The following is a 19227-nucleotide window of genomic DNA, read 5'->3' as shown; positions in this document are numbered from 1 at the left end:
TATCACCCTCCTATTGAGGTCATAGAATTTTTAAAAATGGTTGTGGAGTGTTCTCCTTGCGCTTCAAATCCTGTTTTTGCACGACTTCCCACAGCTTTTAAAATTTCATTTTGAATTTCTTCAATTTCCTTTTTTTCCCTAACTATTTCCCTGAGATTGGCTTTGGGCTTTCCGTATAGACATGTAATCACATCACCCGTAGCAGTAACTCGAAGTCTATTACAACTTCCACAAAAGGTTCTACTAAAGGAAGGAATAAGACCAAAAGTACCTTTATGTCCATCTATTTTATAATTGATGGATGTTGAAGTCGGTGGAGATTGGAGCTTTTCAAAATTTGGATATGTTTTTGAAATATGCTCCAGAATTGCTTTGTAGTCCCATTTGATACCTGTAAAGTTTTTGGTTCCCCCATTAAATGGCATTTCCTCTAGAAACCGGACAGAAACATTGTAATGTTTCATCAATTCCAAAATGGGAATGATATCCTGTTCGTTTTGACCTTCCAGCACTATAAAATTAATACGCACATTGAATCCTTCCGTAATTAAACGAATGAGGTTATTATGCACCGTATCAAATTGATTGCGTCGTGTAATGCGTTCAAAAGTTTCCCTGTTGATGGCATCCAGACTCACATTAACGTTTTTAATACCCAATGCTTTGAGTTCATCAATGTAAGGTCCTATCAAAGTTGCGTTGGTGGTCACTGAAATATCGTTGAGACCATCCAGAGCACTCAGTTTTTGCAATAATACCATCAAATCCTTACGAACAAAGGGCTCACCTCCCGTTATGCGAATTTTGTCGATTCCCTGTCCTACCAAAACCTCACTGATTTTGGAGAGCTCGTCTATAGTAAGGAGCTTATTGTTCTTAACAAATTCAATTCCCTCAGAGGGCATGCAATAGTTACACCGGAGGTTACATCTGTCCGTAACCGCAAGCCTTAAATAATTTATTTTTCTATTGTGATTGTCAACCAACATACACTATCATGAAAGTATTCGAAAGATACTACTTCTGCACCTATTATCCCCCACTTACAGGGGGAATAAGTGCAATTTCATCATAAGAATTAATAGCTTCATCATCAGTAGCATAGCTATTGTTCACAGCCACTGCCAAAGAAGATAGTTTATTGAGTTCTGGGTAGGTTTCACCCAAAAACTGCTTTAATTCTTTTACTGTTCTTGGAATTCTGCGGCCAGTGGCACTAGATGTGGGAACGGACAATGTGGAGCTTCCCACAATGTCCTTGGTAATCCCAAACAATAATATCGTCATAAAATCAACCTATAATTTCCTTTTCAGGTACTTTTAATAATTCTGGTGTTTTGGTGAACGGTTGTTTATATAGCCTATTTCCGGTTGCAGCTTTAAAAGCATTTGCAATGGCACCACCGGCAGGAGGAAGTGTTGGCTCTCCTAAACCGGTCGGGGAAAGATCATTTTGTATGAAATGAGTTTCAACTATTGGTGCTTCTTTCATCCGAATCAAACGATATCCATCAAAATTGTTAGCTGTTGGCCTACCATCTTTAAACTGTAACTCTCCATACATGGAATGTCCTACTCCATCAATAACTCCTCCTTCAATTTGATTAAGCGCCCCCATAGGGTTGACCACTATTCCGCAATCCACGACACAAGTAATCTTTTTAACCACGGGTTCACCATTTTCAATCTCTACATCAGCAACTTCAGCTACATGGGTATTATGGCAATAATAATTTACAAATCCTTGATAAACGTCTTTGGATTTGGTTCCCCAACCTGATTTCTCCACAGCAGTTTTGATTACTTCCTTCATCCGCTCTGGGGAATACTGGATACGTTCATCCTCTTCGGGTTTTACATTATCCAGCAAGTCCAATCGTAATTGAATTTTATCTACATTCATCAACTCCGCCAGTTCATCAAAAAAGCTTTGCTCGGCATAAGCCAAGAAGTTAGTGTAAGGTGCTCTCCATGCTCCAGTTGTGATATTACTTTCATAATTGGCAGCATCTACTTGATAATTTTCAATGGCGCCTGCGGGGAAGAAATTAGGAATGAGCCCATACATATTAGAGTTGACCGCCGCTTCTTTCAAATAATAACCAGTTATCTTCCCATCTTTTATTCCTGCTTTGATTCTGTATTTGATGGCCATTCTATATATACCATCTTCCATATCATCTTCCCTAGAGTAGACAACTTTTACCGGTTTTCTAATTTTATCTGAAATTTCTGCAGCTTCAATAACAAAGTCGCCATATAATCTTCTTCCAAAACCACCACCCATTCTAGTCATTTCAAGGTGAATGTCTTTCTCTTCTCTTCCTAACATTTTTGATACCAACCCTGCTTTCCAAGCCGGAGTTTGAATTGGACCAACCAAATGCACTTTTTCATCGGTCACATTTGCAAAGAAATTCATGGGTTCCATACAATTGTGTGGTAAAAAAGGAGATTCGTAGGTGCGCTCTAGAATTTCATCTGCCTCGGCAAAGGCTTTTTTGACATTACCATCAGATCGCATAGTTTCAAACTTGTTGCCATCTAGCAAGTCATTTAAAATTTTATCATGTTCTTCTGTACTTTCAACTTTGGAGTCATCTTCCCAAATCGCCTTAATAGCTTCCTTGGCTTTCATTGCTTGCCAAGTAGACTCAGCAATGACAACCACCTTATCACTTGAAGAAATCTTACTTCCAAAGCTTGGGTCCTCTGCCAAAAGCCCACGCACTTTTTCACCAATGGAGACGACATCAATCACTCCAGACATGGCACGAGCCTCCGAGTCATCATAGGAAACTAATTTCTTACCAAAGGCAGGTGGGCGTAACACAGCAGCATAGACCATACCATCAGTCTTATAATCCAATCCAAACAGGGGCTTTCCAGTGACAATCTTGTTGATGTCTACGTTGGAAGCATCTTTTCCCATGATTTTATATTCACTGGGTTCCTTTAAAGGAACCTCTTCTGGCACTTCCAAAAGCGCAGCTTCATTAACAACATCTCCATAACCTAAAGTTTCTCCTGCTGCATTGGTGATTACTCCTTCACTTACAGAACATTCGGAAGGGTTGACTCCCCAACGAGCTGCAGCAGCACTGACCAGCATATGTTTTGCCTTGGCTCCAGTTTGTCTTAATGCATCCCATCCAAATCTAATGGATTGGCTACCCCCTGCAACTTGACGCTGATAATTTTCAGTGTCCAAGATGCCCTGTTCAACGCAGACATCTTTCCATGCTACATCTAGCTCTTCGGCTATGATCATTGGCATTGAGGTTTTTACACCTTGGCCAATTTCTGGGTTTGGAGAAAATATGGTTACTGCTCCGTTGTCCGCTATTTTAATGAAAGCATTGAAATCGTTGTAATCTAAACTGGCCAAATCTATCGCTGGTTCGGCTATAACTTTTGGTTTACAAGCTTGGAACAGGTTAAAACCAATTACCATACCTCCTCCTGCTATGGAAGAATTACGGATAAAGGCCCTTCTACTTAATGCATTGGGTTTATTTGTTGACATTTTTTAGTTTTTAGGTGTAAAACAAGAATGATTAATCCATATTCTCGGCAGCAATCATGACTGCCTTGCGAATTCTGGAATACGATGAACAACGGCAAATATTTCCGTGCATGGCATTTTTCACATCCTCCTCGGAAGGATTGGAATTGGTTTCCAAGAATGCTGAAGCCGTCATGATTTGTCCAGCTTGGCAATAACCACATTGCGGTACATCAACTTCTTTCCAAGCTTCTTGTACAGGATGGGTACCATCCTCTGAAAGTCCTTCAATAGTAGTAATTGACTTTCCATCAATCTGTGATAAGGTCAGAGAACAGCTTCGCATGGCAGTACCATCAACATGAACAGTACATGCACCACATTGTCCTATTCCACAACCATATTTAGTACCTACAAGGTCTAAATGATCTCGTAGCACCCATAAAACAGGAGTATCCTCAGCCACATCGACTGTCTTGGAAGCTCCATTTACTTTGATTTGATACGTTGGCATAGTTTTTTGAATTGAGTTGTTGTTTGCTTGAAGTTACCAAAATTTGGGTTGACTGTTTCTTTTTTAACAAAGACATACTTTTTTTAACTTTTCTTTAAATCTATTGTCCGTAATCAAAATAATTTTAATTGAAATTGAACGTTTTGCAAACAGAACCTCAATTTTTAGAAAATGAAAAACATACTTGACTATTTTTCACATGCTTTAATAGTACTCCTTCTTTTTTCATGTGGTAACGCCGATGATGATGTGAGTTTTGATATCAATCAGGAAAAACTTGGGCAAGGAAAAGAACCCGACACATGTTTGGGTTTTGAAGAAAATGAGTTATTACTTTCCATTCAAGATCAGTTTACCACATTGCCTAGCAAGGTTTCTATTCTTTTTAAGGTGTCTGATGTATCTGGAAATCCAATCTCAGGTTTGAACGCAGAACAATTTACTATTTATGAACAAGGAAGAAATGATGCTTGTTTCAACACTATTTCGGCATCAGAGTCGCTGGCTAGAATATCATCAAACTCACAAGTATTTAGTAACAATACCATACTGGTCCTAGATTTGAGCAATAGCGTGCTTCAAAGTAGCCTGGAAGAATTAAAGACAGCTTCCACTAGTTTTATAACCAATGTAATGCCTTCTCCTGGAATAGATTCTTTTAAAATGGCTATTTATTGGTTTGATGGTGAAGATGAACTTCATCTTTTAAATGACCTTACATCATCAACCACCGAACTAACCGCTGCAATTAATGGAATTACTTCAGATATCAGCAATGATCCTTCAACAGATCTGTATGGTGCGGTAATTAAATCAACAAATGTTGCTGAAGATTTAATCAAAAAAAATAATGAGGAAAAAATAATTGGTGCAGCCTCTGTTGTCATATTCACAGATGGTACTGACCAAGCATCAAGGTATACAAAGGACGCCGCTTTACAAGCGGTAAGTCAAGCCAATCTTAATATTTCTTTATTTACCATTGGACTTGGTTCAGAAATTGATACCGATATTTTGAAGGATATAGGTAAAACCGCAAGTGTCTTTGCTAGCAACAAAGAAGAATTGGAGACTACGTTCACTCAAATTTCCCAAGAGGTATCTGAACAGGCCAATAGCTTCTATTTATTTGAATACTGCACACCAAAAAGAGATGGAAGTGGGGAAAATAACTTGGTTATTCAATTAACCAATAATAGTTTAAAAGGTGCCGTACAGACCAGTTTTAGTGCAAATGGTTTTATTGGTGGGTGCGAATAGCCCATTTACCCCTCTGTATTTCTTTAATAAAAGTATGTGTTTGAGTTTTGCATAATCATTATCTTGGCAGCTAAACTAAATGAACTTTTATATGATTTTTGGCAGAAAACACTTTTATCTTTTAATTCTAAATATTGTCCTATTAGGCTCCTTTCAAGCAAGTTCTCAAAAGTTTCACTCCTTAGAAGGTAGATGGGACTTGGAAATGGAATTTGAAGGCAAAACAGAGCCATCATGGTTGGAAGTGCGCCATTCTGGCCATGAAACCTTGATAGGACGCTTTGTTTTTGCATTTGGTAGCGCTAGACCTGTTTCCGAAATAAAGATAGATGATAACAACTTTTCTTTTAGTATTCCTAAGCAATGGGAGCCTGCCGGAAAGCATATGTTGTTTGAAGGGAGTATAGAAGGGGATATATTAAAAGGAACAATGAACTATACTGATGGTTCTATAGTAAAATGGAGAGGAACTCGTGCCCCAAAACTTTCCCATACTGAAAATCCTGACTGGGGAGAGCCTATTTCACTTTTTAATGGAAAAGACCTAACAGGTTGGCATGCGGATGGTGAAAATCAATGGCTTGTTAAAAATGGTATCTTAACAAGTCCCAAACAAGGTGCAAACCTTATCAGCACTGAAAAATTTTCTGACTTTAAGTTACATGTTGAATTCCGTTACCCCGAAGGAAGCAACAGTGGTATTTATTTAAGAGGTCGCTATGAAGTACAGATTGCAGACAATAAGGGCTTGGAGCCCATGGATATCTATTTTGGAGGTATTTATGGTTTTTTGGAACCCAATCAAAACGCAGCTAAAAATGCTGGAGAATGGCAATCCTATGATATCACTCTTATTGGCCGAAGAGTAACTATTGTTGCCAACGGCAAGACTATAATCAATGATCAAACAATTCCAGGAATCACTGGTGGAGCTTTGGATAGTAAAGAGGGTGAGCCAGGTTCATTCATGATTCAAGGTGATCATGGTCCAGTAGAGTTTCGAAAGTTTGAGGTTACTACTACAAAATATTAGAGTAAAAAAAGGCACATCATTTATTTTTGATGTGCCTTTCCCATGTTTTTAAGCGTTTTATTAGTCCTGATAAATTGGTCTTAGCTTTATATTTCTCCATTTAACGCGAATTCCACCACCATCATGTATCTGTAGTGCAATAGCGCCTTTTCCCTTACCGATTATTTCATCAACCAAATGAACCATTTTAACTCCATTCAACCAAGTTGTAATAGTTGAACCATTGACCAATATTTTCATGGTGTTCCACTCCCCCATCTTAAGAGCCTTGTCCTTTTCAGCATCTGGTTGAATCAACCAACCACGACCATAAGATTCATAAATACCGCCGGTATGTTTGGTTGGCGGTGCAACTTCTACCTGCCAACCAGATACTTTTGTGCCTTCAACCGTAGAACGGATAAAAACACCACTGTTACCGTTGTTTTCTTGTTTAAACTCCAACGTTAGTTCAAAATCATCATAAAACTCTTTTGTACTTAAGTACCCATATCCAGCTTTGGGGCCACTTTCACAGATTAGTTCTCTGTTTTCAACAAACCATTTTTCTTCTCCATGGTTCACCCAACCCTCCAAATTCTTTCCATTGAATAAATTAATAGTTTCCTGGGCATATCCAAGTTGCATTAAGCAGAATGCCATTACAAATAAGGCAAATTTTGTCTTCATTTTTTGATTTTATGTTGTTTGTATTAGGGAATCAAGGTAATGATTTCACAATAAAATGAACTGGTCTAGTATAGCTTTTGGTAGGGTTTTTAGACCAATGATTGTTTTTAAAGTATAGACAACAACTGATTGCATCCTAAAGACCAATAAAAATTCAACTCAAAAAAGAAATGTTATGGATGTAGTAAAAGAAATAATTAAGAACAGCGCAATAGGTCCTCTATCTAGAGGATATAAAGGTTTGGTACTTTCTTTGTTTACTTCAATAGTAGGAATTCTCATGACCATGCTCATTATTTTGCTTAAACATGGGACAAATATGAATATCCAATTTGGGTATTAACGATAAATCAATGCATTACCAAAGTTTTGATCTCCGATTGGTTTATTTAAATCAATCAGGAATCCATTAATAACGGCATGGGTCAATTTTCCTTCTTTTTCCAAAAAGAAAGTGGGATTAACTCCCGGAGCAAGGCTAAAATCATTCAATTTGAAATCCTGTCCAACTAGGTGAATTGGTTCATTACTGTAAGCAGGTTCAAAAAAAGATTCGCTTTTAACATATGCAACCCCCACTTGCAAACATGATTGCGCATTTTTTCTTTTACAATCTAATTGTTCATTGGTTCTTGGAGCCACAATTTTATACCCCGATGCATCAAAAGTTTCATATCCATAGAAAGTTGATAAATCTCCTTGATCTACAATTGTACTTTTATAGTAGAATGTTTCATGGTTTTCATCATCCACTTCTTGGCGGTAAACACCTAAGTCCAAAATATAATCTTCCCCTAAAAGCTCATAGGTGACATTTTCAATTTTTAAATCAAAAAGCTTTCTGTCGTTTCTAGGGATTTTCTCATAATCCTCAATAGGAATATTTTGATAACTATTTTTTGCAATAGTGTACAATGCAGATAAAATAGAAACATAGTTCAGTTTCCTAATTTCTTGCTTTTCAACATCATTGGCATACCCTCCAGATTCAATTAAAATAAGACTTGTGCCCCATTTGGCAATATTGTCGCCAAAGGCTCTCGGCTCAAAATCATCACTGTAACGCCCAACTTGGCCTGGAGCATATTTTTGGATGATGTTGTTCATGTAAACTATCACCTTCATGGCATTGGAACGCACCTCATTGATATCCTTTTCATAATTGTAAGCTGTGGCCAGATAGGAAATGGTAGCCGGTTTATTGGTCAGTTCAGCATTATAATAAGTGCTTTGGTCATGTAGGTTAAAACCAAATTTTGCATCCAGACTGTCTCGAATTCTTTTCAACGTTCTTCCTTCTGGAGATTGTAGCCTTAGGGCATCTCTGTTGATGTCAATCCCCAATGCATTACGACGTTGGTACACCTCTGCCCCATCTGGGTTGAGCATAGGCAAAAAGTGTAGTTTGAGTTTTGATAGGATTTCCCTTTTTTCTTTTTTGAAATTAGGAGCATCTAAAAAGTTCAGGATATCGAAAATTGCCTGGGTCGCCGTGGGTTCATTTCCATGCATTTGCGACCAAAGAAAAATATTGGTTGTACCAGAACCGATACTGACCAAGTTCAAATCTCGCCCTTCAATGGATTTTCCAACTTTCTGCACCTTAAACTTTGGATTGGCATCAAACCTTTGAATCAAGGGTTGAAGTTGATCATGCTTTATTCGTCTTTTGTCTAAAGAAGGCTCTTTAAACTGCTCATAAGTCTCATACAATTTGGAAGTAATGGCCTCTTGGGAATATGTAGCTATGCTAAAACACCCAACTAGGAAAAGTAATATTCTGTACTGCATTATATTATTTTGAAGGTACGGGTTTAAAATTAAATCTTTTTGTTGCTTTTCTCACCTTTTTCATGAAATCTGTTCCCGGATCGGTTTTTTTGGTTCGATAACCATCATCAACTTCCAGCCATAGTGGATGCCCTTCAAAGTTAGTATACTCATAATGACCGATCAGATAATCAATCTGATATTTCTCTGCCAAATACTTGACCAGCCAAATATTTGCCTTTAATTGTTTCTTAGTCAACGGCGATTCATCTGTACCACCCACATTTTCAACTCCAATTGCACAATGGTTAAGTCCAATAACATGCCTACCCATATAATTTTCTGGCATTAACCTATAAATGGTTCCATCCCTGTCGATCAAAAAATGGGTTGAAACATTCAGGCCGCTCACATTTTTAATATCTGGACGCCAATTGGGAAGCGTAATGTTGTGGAAGGCATCAAAAGAACCTTCAAAAGTAGGAATGGCTGTCCAATGTAACACAACCATTTTAGGTTCAATTTCAGGGGTGTCCTGCTCTAAATTATATCGTTGCAACAAATATTCCTTGGTAAGGGCAATGCGCTCATCATCAAAGATAATGGGCTTATCAACAATATTCTTCTGTACTTGGCAAGACCAAAGTATGTTCAATAAAATTAACGTCAGTAGTGTTTTTTTCATTTTAAATTGGTGTTGGATGTACTATCAACGGGAATTGCATAGCAGATAAATAGTTTTTTTCTTCCCCATTCACGGGCCTTTTTTACATCCACCCCCATGTAAAGATCAATTCTATTTTTCCAACGTCTATGCATTTTATCTTTTACATAAAAAGTATCAGGAAAGGTATCAATTTTTACCATTGTATTATGATTAAATCCCATTTTCAATAAATCCCGTGAAATCGCAATGCTTTTCATGCCCGGTTTTAAGGTATCTCCCCAAGCGGCTATAGTTGGATCTCCCTGAGTTTGCCATGAAACAGAATTATAGGCAGAAACTGTTACTTCATGGCCATACCATGTATGCTGTTCAAGAGTTTGCACTGCTTCCTTGCAAGAGATTAATATGATAAAAAAAAGAAACAGTTTCTTCAAACTAGTTAATCTAGGTGTTGCTTTAAAGTTAATGATTCCAAAAAGATTTGGTTTTAATCTAGATTAAAAAATTACGTCTATATGAAATCAAATGTTAGTGGCCTTTTTGAAATACTTATTTTAGTATCCATAAATTTTCAAACCAAATCCATGAAACTAGTTAAACGTATTTTACTCCTACTTATCTTGATAATAGGAGTGGTCGTATATCTGAACTTTCCTAAATTGAATATTATCTCAGGTTACGCTGCTAAAAATATGGCTTCAGGAGTCTTTGTTGCCAATAGGACGGCAGCTTCTCTTGCCGAAAATGATAATAATGTCCCCTTGATAGAGTTGGCAGAAACGGAAGTTGATGTAAAGCAGAAATGGGCTTCTGCCTCAGTTTATGGGTTAATGAACCGCAAAGCTTTATATAGGGAAGGTTTGGGAACGGTATTGGTAAATGATGATTATGATGAGAGTAAATCTATCACATCGCCAGTTCGCAATCAACTTACAGACACCATCCCATATCCTTACGGTCAAGCCAGTCCAAAGGATTCTACTTTTTCCGAAATAGACACCCAACAATTGGACAAGGCAATTGCAACCGCTTTTGGCAACCCGGAGGTCCAAAAAACCAGAACACTTTTAATTCTTTATAAAGGGCATTTGTTGGTAGAGAAGTATGCGGATGGATTTACCAAGGATACACGCATTTTGGGTTGGTCCATGACCAAAAGTGTTTTGGCTACCTGTTTTGGCATTCTAGAACACCAAGGAAAATTAGAAATGGAATGGCCGGCTCCAATCACTGAATGGAAAAAAGATGACCGAAAGGAAATCACTTTGAACCATTTGTTGCGTATGCAAAGTGGATTGGAATGGGATGAAGATTATTCAAAAATATCAGATGTCACCCGTATGCTTTTCTTGGATTCGGATATGAGCAGACCCCAAAAGGAAAAGGCACTCATTGCCAAACCCACTGAAATTTGGAACTATTCATCAGGTACAACCAATTTATTGTCGGGTATTTTACGTCAACAGTTTCGTTCGCATCAAGAGTATTTGGATTTTCCCTATGCTACTTTTATTGATAAAATAGGGATGTATTCTATGGTTTTGGAGGCCGATATTGTGGGCAATTATGTTGGTTCATCCTACGCTTGGGCAAGCACTAGGGATTGGGCTCGTTTTGGTCAATTGTATTTAGATAAGGGCAAATGGAACGGGGAGCAGATTTTTGATTCCAAATGGGTAAATTATATTACAAAACCAACACAGCATTCGGATGGTACCTACGGAGCCCACTTTTGGTTGAATGCCAATGGAAAATATCCAGATGTACCCAGAGATTTATTTTCATGCAATGGCTATCAAGGACAGTATGTTTTCGTAATTCCTTCCAAAGATTTGGTAGTTGTGCGCACAGGACTGGCCGAAAACCCAGAATTTGACGTGAACAAATTCTTGTCAGAGGTCGTAAAATCTGTACAATAAGTCGATGTCATAACTTAAAATCCGTGGCAAACCACAATAAAATGCAGCTTCACAACAATAATTTCATTTGCGGGGACACCTGTGGTACATTTACAATGTAATAATAACGAAAGTAAATTTTTTCATTTTCATATAGTGTTCTCGTAAAAGAGTCTTGACCATAACGGCAAGGCTCTTTTTAGTTTATAGAAGTTATTTACTCCTCCTTAGACAAGCTCTGGATAATAGTTTAAACTGTTTAACATCAACTGAACGTTGACTCAAGGAATCCACTTGTCTTCACCAAAATCAGGTTTTCTTTTTTCCAAAAAAGCATTTCTTCCTTCTTTGGCCTCATCTGTCATATACGCCAAGCGAGTAGCTTCACCCGCAAAAACCTGTTGGCCAACCATCCCATCATCAGTAAGGTTCATAGCGAACTTGAGCATTTTAATGGACGTTGGGGATTTCTCCAATACTTCTTGTGCCCATTGGTATGCGGTATCTTCTAATTGATCATGGGGAACAACAGCATTTACCATTCCCATTTCAAAAGCATCTTGGGCTGAATAGTTTCTTCCCAAAAAGAAAATTTCACGAGCTTTTTTCTGTCCAACCATTTTAGCCAAATAGGCGGAGCCATAACCACCATCAAAACTAGTAACATCGGCATCGGTCTGCTTAAAAATAGCATGTTCTTTACTGGCCAAGGTCATATCACAAACTACATGAAGACTATGCCCACCACCAACGGCCCAGCCGGGCACTACCGCTATCACAACTTTGGGCATAAAACGAATCATCCGCTGTACTTCTAAAATATTCAATCTGTGTTGACCATCTTGACCGACATAGCCTTGGTGACCCCTAGCCTTTTGATCTCCGCCACTACAAAAGGAGTACACCCCATCTTTTGTTGAAGGACCTTCTGCTGAAAGCAGCACAACTCCTATTGATGTATCTTCCTGAGCATTATAAAAAGCTTTTATTAACTCACTTGTAGTTTGTGGCCTAAAGGCATTACGTACATTGGGCCTATTAAAGGCAATACGGGCAACCCCATTACATTTTTTATAGGTAATATCCTTAAATTCTATGGCAGTTTTCCAGTTGGGAGATTTCATACATTGATTTTGTGAGCTACAAAATAAAGGAATTTTAAGAACGCTTGCTCCTAATTCTGAGGTAAACATTTAAAATGTGTTTCCAATTCTCAAAACTAACTATCCCTCTTTCAAATATATTCACCCGTTAAGGAATGGCAACAGATTTTACTTTACTTTTTGACTTCCATTTCATCCCAAACAATACACGAGTAACCATGGTTTTACGAACAATGAAATGATAAAGGAACCAAATCACTGTGATACAAATCAACACCAATGCACTCAATTTCGCCATCACACTTACCTCCCATTGCAAAATATAGTAGCCTGATGCTACAATAACGGCTTGGTGCATAATATAAAAAGGGTAAACAGCAGTATTCAAATAACTTAAATAGGTGTTTGAAAAATTGAGATACTTCATGGTATACCCAAGGGCAGATAAGATAACCGTCCATATATGAAAGCTATTAAGAAATCCATACAAATACAAGTCGCTGCCTTGTTTTGCTGGTTTATCAAATTCCCAGTTCCAATAATATTTCCATATTAAAACTGTTGCCATTAAAACTGCAATATATAAGAACAACCTTCTGTACTTCTTGCAGTTTTCCCAAAAAAAGGGGATTGCACTCAATATATAACCAAAAAGGTAGAACGCAATAGAACTAACAAATACAAACCAATCATTTATTAAACTGCCTTGCTCTGGCCAATCAATATATAACCCATAAAAACACAGCACAACTGGGAGAGCCATTAACAAATGGGCAATAGGCAAGGAAAATATTTTATTAAAAACAGTTTTAAAGCGATTGAACCATTTAACTTTTGACAATGAAAAGATAGGAAGTAAAAGAATGGTAAAAACAAACAAATAAGCCACAAACCACATATGGCTCCATGTAAATGAACCGTCAGGATAAGGTATTATTTCATAAACGGAAGGGTAAAATTCCAAATATCCGGGATTGATTCTACCTTTCTGTAGCCATTCAAAATACACTTGTATTGGGGTAATAAAGAAAATTGCAAAAACTAGGGGAATGAATAAACGAACAAACCGTTCTCCAAAGAAAGTTAGGACAGCTCTTCTTCTCAATGAAAATCGAACACCTACCCCCGCAATAAAAAATAACAAGGGTAGTCTCCATTGATGAAGCCACCAAATTATCCTGGTTATCCATCGAGATGTTTCGTCATTGTTAATTTCCCAAGTGTAATGTTCCACAAATGGAACCGCGCAATGGAATAAAATAAGTGTAATAAATGCCAATACTCTTAACCAATCAATATAATGAAGTCTCCCATCCATGTTCCTTTAAATTGTTGATAGTCCTTAATATAGAGACATCATGATTCGAAGAATGGTTGCCTGACCATGAAAAACCAATTACTGTTAAGGGCCGACAGACATAATTTGCATAATAAAATGGTCTGATAGGTTTTAGTATCTTTAAAAACACCGTAAACATTAAGAAATGAATTTGGATGTTCTTTATGAACCTTATGTTTTAAGCGATAAACAACTTGATTTTTATGGAAAGAATTCATTCATAAAAATTAAGGAAGTGCTATCCCCTAAGATAATCGACTATTTCAACACTGTGATATCTGCTAAGGTTGATGAAATGAATACACAAACCCTTCCTTTGGAAAAACGCGACACCTATGGCAAGGCTTTTTTGCAAATCTTCAACTTATGGACCCAAGATGAAAGAATCAGGGAACTACTGTTCAGTAAAAGATTGGCACAACTAGCTTCAGATCTGATGAAAGTTGATGGGGTAAGAATGTATCACGACCAAGCACTTTTTAAAGAAGGCGGTGGAGGCATTACGCCTTGGCATGTAGATCAATATTATTGGCCGTTGACAACTGACAAAACCATTACGGCTTGGATTCCATTACAAGCGGTTCCTTTACAAATGGGTCCGTTGGAATTTGCCGCTGGCAGTCAACATATAAAAACAGGGAGGGATTTATCTATTGGCGATGAAAGTGAAACAATAATTGGCAAAAAATTGCGATTGACCAATTGTCCAAAAATAGTAGAACCTTTTGATGTTGGTGAAATCAGTTTTCATTCTGGCTGGATTTTTCATAGAGCGGGAGCCAATTCTACCCAGCAAACCAGAAAAGTCATGACCATTATTTATATGGATAAGGATATGATCCTAAAGAAACCTGAAAATGATGGGCAACTGAACGATTGGAATACTTGGTGCCCCAATGTTGAAATTGGCAATGTAATAGACTCTCCTTTGAATCCGGTATTATTTGATAGAACTAGCGATAACTATAGCTAGTTTTAGACTAAAAAGGTTAGATTTTACTCAGAGATTCGGATATTCGAATCAACAATGAAACCTCCCTAACTCCTATTCTTTTCTTCAATCCATTTGGCCATATATTTAGTACTGGCCGTGGTCTGTTGCTGTAGCATTTTGCCCATAAAATTTCTATTCCGATGAGTTTCTAGGTTTTCTTGAACTTCCTTTATCTTTTTGACCAGCGCATTCTGCAACTGTCCTTTATTATACAATTGGTTGACAATTGTTGCCCCATTTATCCGAGCTTCCTCCCATTTTTCTTGGTTCTCATATAGTTCCACTGCCGCTTCAGCAAAAGACACCCAATCATTAACTACGGTTCCATTCCAAGGTAAATGGCCATACATGCCTTCTGCACCTATTGATGTGGTGACACTTGGTGTTCCATTTTTCATGGCATCTATTAATTTTCCTTTTATTCCTGCACCAAACCAGAGGGGAGCTAAGCAAACTCGAGCCTTTTGGATTTCTTCATTCAGATTTCCCACCCATCCCAATACATAAAATCCCCTTTTTGGATTGTGTAATTGTTGAATTTGTTCTGGCAAATAAGCTCCATAGATTTTCAAGTTCGCATTGGGCAATTTTTCCCGGATCAATGGCCAAATGGATTCCTTAAGGCATTTGATGGAATCAATATTGGGAGCGTGTTTCCCATTTCCATAGGAAATGAAATCTTTTCGTTCTTCAAAACTGGGCCAGGCGGCTGTCTCTTTTGAGGTCAGTTGATCTAACATAAAAGGTAGATAAACCAATAAATCTCCTGAAATTTCCAGTTCCTTTTGAAGGATTTCCATTTCATACGAAGAAATCATCAGGGTAAGATCAGATCTATAGATACTTGCGGCTTCACGTAAGGTCATGGGGTGGTTCTTCCAAGCAGAGAGGCTAAACCCCTCCCCTTTTTTATGACTTTCTTCCCTTGTCTTTCTCAATGAATGCAAATCCTCCGTATTTAAAATCCTTAATGCACTTGGAGCAAATTCAGCCACACGCCAACCAAATTGTTCTTCCATCATAAATCGGTCAAAAACAACAATATCAGGATTCAAATCTTGTACAAATGCATCAAAACTGGGGTGGTTCAGCTGTATGGTTGCATATTCAACGCCTATTGAGTTTAAATCGAAACTAAATTCTGATTTAGCCGCGGTAGTACCAAAGGTTATGTGATAGCCAAAGCTTTTAAAAGTATGTATAAGTTGTAACATACGATGCCCAGCTGCCGTAGTGCTTGGCTCTGGCCATACGTAACCGATTATTAAAAGAGTCTTGTCCATTGAAGAGATTCACATATAAATTTAAGAACCTATTCCGTAGAATAAATCTCAAAACACAAATACCAAGTTCCAACTAATCAAGTACTCCAAGAACCCGAAAAACTTTCCGACTACATTAGCGCCGCGAATTTTTTGGAAATGCTGGAACGCAACTTACGTTCATAATCCTCCTCTAACCACTCCTTGTAGTTTTTCGTATTGTTCATAATACAATACGAATATTGACGCACACGATACGCAATTTCTTCTTTGAGTTCCTTGGCCAGAATTCTTGCATCAAAAACATCCTCACTATTTTCCACACAGATCTGGGCGTGTTGTTCAATACTCATTTCTAAAACTTGTTTAGATTTTCCACCTTTGGCAAACACCTTTTTGTACTCCTCTTTAATATCAAAAGTGATGTTTTCCGACTTGCTGAATTTTGCTTTAAGCTCGTCTGACATGACATAAACAAATTCACGCTCAATATCTTCATCATTTTTGATGTTCTCAAGATAGAAATCTGGAAAATGGAATATCTCTTGCCAGTCTACAGGGGAATCCCAAGGCCCAAAGCGGGCCAGATTATTTCCAAGATCAATAACCGTGAACTCATCCTTGTTGGGAAGCACACGTGACCCCCTACCAATCATTTGGAAATATAGGGTAAGTGATCTTGTGGCCCTATTGAGTATTATGGATTGTACACTGGGTTCATCAAAACCCGTTGTAAGAATACTCACTGATGTAAGAATAGCATCTGGGGTATTGGCAAACCAATCCAATATTTCCTTACGTTCAGTGGCAGTATTTTTATTATCCAAATGGCGAACGGGGTATCCAGCCTTTTTAAAGGTTTCATAAACGTAAAGCGAAGTGTTTATCCCATTATTGAAGATAAGTGTCTTGGTGCCTTTAGCCGTTTCTTCATAAGCGGTCAGCAATTTACCCAACATGCTGTGATTGCCATAGAATTCATCTGAGGATTTCACGGTATAATCGCCGTGTATTCCCAATTTTAGGGTTCTCAAGCTCACATCATAGTTGTAGAGCTTGGCTTTTGCCAAAAATCGCTTTTCAATCAAAGATTTGATAGACTCACCAATAATCAAATTTTTATAATGATCTTTCATTGGGAGTTTAATATTGGAACTCAACGGTGTGGCCGTAACTCCAAGAATCGTGGATTCTTCAAAATATTTGAACAGTTTCCGGAAAGAATTGTAATGGGCTTCATCAATAATTACCAGACCAACATTCTTAAGGGTAACTTTTTCTTCCTGTAGCCTATTGTTCAAGGTTTCCACCATGGCAACGAAGCACATGTATTCATCTTGGTCGTGAAGCTCTTTTACCTCGCTATTGATAATTTTATTTGCTACTCCAAAGCCATGCAACATTTTGGAAGTCTGCCTACTCAATTCTATCCTGTGGGTAAGTACGATGACCTTTTTGCCCGTGTCCTGGATGAATTTTCGGGTTATTTCGGAAAAAACTACTGTCTTGCCACCACCTGTGGGCAACTGGTACAGGATATTGGTGCCAGGCGGCAACTCATTGATATGTTTGAAGATTTTTTTTAAATCTTCTAATTGGTAATCGTATAACGTTTTTTTACTTACTTCTCTTTCTACCTCCAATGGAAAAATGGATTAAATGTTCCAAACTAACAAACCTTACAAAATTAGGAGTTTTTTGTACTTCAGCTAGGGTTTGTTTCTGGATTTCTTTTAAGATACTATCAACAATTGTGCAAACTTGGTTTTTTTGGTAGTTGAAAAGGAATGCTCATAACATTTTGATAATAATAGCTATTGCCACTTGGAAAATAGGGTTTAATGATGTATAATGTAAGCTATATTCAAAATTGAAATCCAACATATCATATGAGGCAGCTCAAGATCATTAAGCAAGTTACCAATAGAGAATCCAAATCCTTAGACAAATATCTTCAGGATATTAGTAAGATTGATTTGATTACTGCCCAAGAGGAGGTGGAACTTGCCCAACGGATTAGAGCTGGTGATCAAGCTGCACTTGAGAAGCTTACCAATGCCAACTTAAGGTTTGTAGTATCCGTGGCCAAGCAATACCAGAATCAAGGATTAAAACTTCCAGATTTAATCAATGAAGGAAACGTGGGTCTTGTAAAAGCAGCCAAACGTTTTGATGAGACAAGAGGATTTAAATTTATCTCTTATGCTGTATGGTGGATCAGGCAATCTATTCTTCAAGCTCTGGCCGAACAATCCAGAGTTGTGCGTCTTCCACTAAATAAGATTGGATCTATCAATAAAATAAAAAAGACATTTTCCTATTTGGAACAGGCGCATGAACGCCCACCATCTGCCGAGGAGATAGCAAAGGAACTGGATATGACCGTTTCTGAAGTTAAACAGTCGCTCAAGAATACGGGAAGGCACGTTTCAATGGATGCACCATTAAAAGAAGGTGAAACATCCAGTTTATATGATGTTCTAAATTCTGCAGAGTCTCCCAAACCTGACAAGGATTTGATGCATCAGTCCTTATATACAGAGATAAACAGGGCCTTGGAGACTTTATCACCCCGTGAAGCGGATGTAGTTCGTTTGTATTACGGAATAGGAGACCAACAATCCATGACTTTAGAAGAGATTGGAAGCACTTTTGATTTAACTCGGGAACGTGTTAGACAAATTCGTGAAAAGGCTATTAGAAAGTTAAGACATACCTCAAAAAGTAAGATTCTAAAATCTTATTTGGGTTAGTACCGTATATAAAATAAAAAAGGGGATGTTCTAAAAGCATCCCCTTTTTCATAATATCCACTTTAAACTATTACGGACGACTCAATTGACTGATATTAAAATCAGTCAACATTTCATTTAAATCTTTAATAAAATTTAAGTAAGCTGTATTTTCTTGGTTTTGATTTTTCATGGAATCTTATTTTGGGGAGGTATTAACTATAGGTAATCCAATTCTGTAAGTTCGTTAATGCTCAAAATTTCGTTTAATTCTTGAAGGAACGCCAAGTATTCTTCTCCGTAGGTATCGTACAACATAGTATTAACTGGTTTAATATTTGGGTTGTAGTTATAACGTAAACCTATACGAAAGATTATATAAAGCCAATAAATTGTGGTGAAATTCTTTGTATTTGTTGTGAAATATATATTGAATGAGGAATGTAAGAAAAATCACCCAAATAATTTAAGCTCTATGGTA

The 19227-nt window shown here is 37.6% G+C and carries 17 protein-coding genes; 5 read left to right on the top strand and 12 right to left on the bottom strand.

Annotated features, from left to right (window positions below):
• Positions 1 to 2 precede the first annotated feature (2 nt).
• From moaA to CRO15_RS08420, 4 genes are read right to left on the bottom strand one after another with little or no spacing between them, the layout of a single operon-like run.
• Positions 3 to 989 carry a GTP 3',8-cyclase MoaA gene (gene moaA / locus CRO15_RS08435; RefSeq protein WP_097045359.1) on the bottom strand — a complete coding sequence of 329 codons (987 nt, stop codon included), beginning with the start codon at positions 987 to 989 and terminating at the stop codon, positions 3 to 5.
• A gap of 43 nt (positions 990 to 1032) precedes the next feature.
• The gene (locus CRO15_RS08430) at positions 1033 to 1287 is read right to left on the bottom strand and encodes a MoaD/ThiS family protein (RefSeq protein WP_097045358.1); all 255 of its coding nucleotides are present in this window, start codon (positions 1285 to 1287) and stop codon (positions 1033 to 1035) included.
• Between the two features lie 4 nt (positions 1288 to 1291).
• Positions 1292 to 3526 (bottom strand): xanthine dehydrogenase family protein molybdopterin-binding subunit, encoded by a 2235-nt coding sequence (locus tag CRO15_RS08425; RefSeq protein ID WP_097045357.1) that lies wholly within the window; start codon positions 3524 to 3526, stop codon positions 1292 to 1294.
• 31 nt (positions 3527 to 3557) lie between these two features.
• The gene (locus tag CRO15_RS08420; RefSeq protein WP_097045356.1) at positions 3558 to 4019 is read right to left on the bottom strand and encodes a (2Fe-2S)-binding protein; all 462 of its coding nucleotides are present in this window, start codon (positions 4017 to 4019) and stop codon (positions 3558 to 3560) included.
• A 171-nt stretch (positions 4020 to 4190) separates the two neighbouring features.
• Here CRO15_RS08420 and CRO15_RS08415 point away from each other — a divergent pair, with 171 nt between their 5' ends.
• Both CRO15_RS08415 and CRO15_RS08410 read left to right on the top strand, forming a co-directional pair.
• A complete protein-coding gene (locus CRO15_RS08415; RefSeq protein WP_097045355.1) occupies positions 4191 to 5279 on the top strand; it encodes a vWA domain-containing protein in 1089 nt (362 codons plus the stop codon).
• 79 nt (positions 5280 to 5358) lie between these two features.
• Positions 5359 to 6312: a 3-keto-disaccharide hydrolase gene (locus CRO15_RS08410; protein ID WP_243396931.1), complete on the top strand. Its 954-nt coding sequence runs from the start codon at positions 5359 to 5361 to the stop codon at positions 6310 to 6312.
• 60 nt (positions 6313 to 6372) lie between these two features.
• Here the strand turns inward: CRO15_RS08410 and CRO15_RS08405 are convergent, their stop codons facing one another.
• The 4 genes from CRO15_RS08405 to CRO15_RS08390 form a co-directional block, all read right to left on the bottom strand.
• Positions 6373 to 6981, bottom strand: coding sequence for a 3-keto-disaccharide hydrolase (locus tag CRO15_RS08405; RefSeq protein WP_097045354.1), 609 nt, complete (start codon positions 6979 to 6981; stop codon positions 6373 to 6375).
• 339 nt (positions 6982 to 7320) lie between these two features.
• Positions 7321 to 8772 carry a M14 family zinc carboxypeptidase gene (locus CRO15_RS08400; RefSeq protein WP_097045353.1) on the bottom strand — a complete coding sequence of 484 codons (1452 nt, stop codon included), beginning with the start codon at positions 8770 to 8772 and terminating at the stop codon, positions 7321 to 7323.
• A 4-nt stretch (positions 8773 to 8776) separates the two neighbouring features.
• On the bottom strand, positions 8777 to 9436 hold the full coding sequence (locus CRO15_RS08395) for a peptidoglycan recognition protein family protein (RefSeq protein WP_097045352.1): 660 nt from the start codon (positions 9434 to 9436) through the stop codon (positions 8777 to 8779).
• The gene (locus tag CRO15_RS08390; RefSeq protein ID WP_417935204.1) at positions 9433 to 9852 is read right to left on the bottom strand and encodes a 3D domain-containing protein; all 420 of its coding nucleotides are present in this window, start codon (positions 9850 to 9852) and stop codon (positions 9433 to 9435) included. The genes CRO15_RS08395 and CRO15_RS08390 overlap by 4 nt, the downstream gene beginning before the upstream one ends.
• Positions 9853 to 10002: 150 nt before the next feature.
• Here CRO15_RS08390 and CRO15_RS08385 point away from each other — a divergent pair, with 150 nt between their 5' ends.
• Positions 10003 to 11337, top strand: a complete 1335-nt coding sequence (locus tag CRO15_RS08385; RefSeq protein WP_097045624.1) for a serine hydrolase domain-containing protein — start codon at positions 10003 to 10005, stop codon at positions 11335 to 11337.
• Between the two features lie 260 nt (positions 11338 to 11597).
• Here CRO15_RS08385 and CRO15_RS08380 read toward each other — a convergent pair whose 3' ends face one another.
• The gene (locus CRO15_RS08380) at positions 11598 to 12440 is read right to left on the bottom strand and encodes a 1,4-dihydroxy-2-naphthoyl-CoA synthase (RefSeq protein WP_097045351.1); all 843 of its coding nucleotides are present in this window, start codon (positions 12438 to 12440) and stop codon (positions 11598 to 11600) included.
• A 127-nt stretch (positions 12441 to 12567) separates the two neighbouring features.
• Positions 12568 to 13737 (bottom strand): acyltransferase family protein, encoded by a 1170-nt coding sequence (locus CRO15_RS08375; RefSeq protein ID WP_097045350.1) that lies wholly within the window; start codon positions 13735 to 13737, stop codon positions 12568 to 12570.
• A gap of 166 nt (positions 13738 to 13903) precedes the next feature.
• Here CRO15_RS08375 and CRO15_RS08370 point away from each other — a divergent pair, with 166 nt between their 5' ends.
• Entirely contained in the window at positions 13904 to 14731 is an 828-nt protein-coding gene (locus tag CRO15_RS08370; protein WP_097045349.1) for a phytanoyl-CoA dioxygenase family protein, read from the top strand.
• A gap of 65 nt (positions 14732 to 14796) precedes the next feature.
• Here the strand turns inward: CRO15_RS08370 and CRO15_RS08365 are convergent, their stop codons facing one another.
• Entirely contained in the window at positions 14797 to 16035 is a 1239-nt protein-coding gene (locus CRO15_RS08365) for a glycosyltransferase (RefSeq protein ID WP_097045348.1), read from the bottom strand.
• 110 nt (positions 16036 to 16145) lie between these two features.
• Positions 16146 to 17657 (bottom strand): DEAD/DEAH box helicase, encoded by a 1512-nt coding sequence (locus CRO15_RS08360; protein WP_097045347.1) that lies wholly within the window; start codon positions 17655 to 17657, stop codon positions 16146 to 16148.
• A gap of 246 nt (positions 17658 to 17903) precedes the next feature.
• Between CRO15_RS08360 and CRO15_RS08355 the strand changes: the two genes are divergently transcribed.
• The gene (locus tag CRO15_RS08355; RefSeq protein WP_097045346.1) at positions 17904 to 18767 is read left to right on the top strand and encodes a sigma-70 family RNA polymerase sigma factor; all 864 of its coding nucleotides are present in this window, start codon (positions 17904 to 17906) and stop codon (positions 18765 to 18767) included.
• Positions 18768 to 19227: the final 460 nt, after the last annotated feature.

Source organism: Flagellimonas pacifica (assembly GCF_900215465.1).
Lineage (GTDB): Bacteria > Bacteroidota > Bacteroidia > Flavobacteriales > Flavobacteriaceae > Flagellimonas > Flagellimonas pacifica.
This window is presented reverse-complemented; position numbering and strand designations above follow the sequence as displayed.

Excerpts from the sequence above, each read along its gene's own strand:
- moaA (WP_097045359.1), bottom strand. The coding sequence starts at position 989 with ATGTTGGTTGACAATCACAATAGAAAAATAAATTATTTAAGGCTTGCG.
- CRO15_RS08430 (WP_097045358.1), bottom strand. The coding sequence starts at position 1,287 with ATGACGATATTATTGTTTGGGATTACCAAGGACATTGTGGGAAGCTCC.
- CRO15_RS08425 (WP_097045357.1), bottom strand. The coding sequence starts at position 3,526 with ATGTCAACAAATAAACCCAATGCATTAAGTAGAAGGGCCTTTATCCGT.
- CRO15_RS08420 (WP_097045356.1), bottom strand. The coding sequence starts at position 4,019 with ATGCCAACGTATCAAATCAAAGTAAATGGAGCTTCCAAGACAGTCGAT.
- CRO15_RS08415 (WP_097045355.1), top strand. The coding sequence starts at position 4,191 with ATGAAAAACATACTTGACTATTTTTCACATGCTTTAATAGTACTCCTT.
- CRO15_RS08410 (WP_243396931.1), top strand. The coding sequence starts at position 5,359 with ATGAACTTTTATATGATTTTTGGCAGAAAACACTTTTATCTTTTAATT.
- CRO15_RS08405 (WP_097045354.1), bottom strand. The coding sequence starts at position 6,981 with ATGAAGACAAAATTTGCCTTATTTGTAATGGCATTCTGCTTAATGCAA.
- CRO15_RS08400 (WP_097045353.1), bottom strand. The coding sequence starts at position 8,772 with ATGCAGTACAGAATATTACTTTTCCTAGTTGGGTGTTTTAGCATAGCT.
- CRO15_RS08395 (WP_097045352.1), bottom strand. The coding sequence starts at position 9,436 with ATGAAAAAAACACTACTGACGTTAATTTTATTGAACATACTTTGGTCT.
- CRO15_RS08385 (WP_097045624.1), top strand. The coding sequence starts at position 10,003 with ATGAAACTAGTTAAACGTATTTTACTCCTACTTATCTTGATAATAGGA.
- CRO15_RS08380 (WP_097045351.1), bottom strand. The coding sequence starts at position 12,440 with ATGAAATCTCCCAACTGGAAAACTGCCATAGAATTTAAGGATATTACC.
- CRO15_RS08375 (WP_097045350.1), bottom strand. The coding sequence starts at position 13,737 with ATGGATGGGAGACTTCATTATATTGATTGGTTAAGAGTATTGGCATTT.
- CRO15_RS08370 (WP_097045349.1), top strand. The coding sequence starts at position 13,904 with ATGAATTTGGATGTTCTTTATGAACCTTATGTTTTAAGCGATAAACAA.
- CRO15_RS08365 (WP_097045348.1), bottom strand. The coding sequence starts at position 16,035 with ATGGACAAGACTCTTTTAATAATCGGTTACGTATGGCCAGAGCCAAGC.
- CRO15_RS08355 (WP_097045346.1), top strand. The coding sequence starts at position 17,904 with ATGAGGCAGCTCAAGATCATTAAGCAAGTTACCAATAGAGAATCCAAA.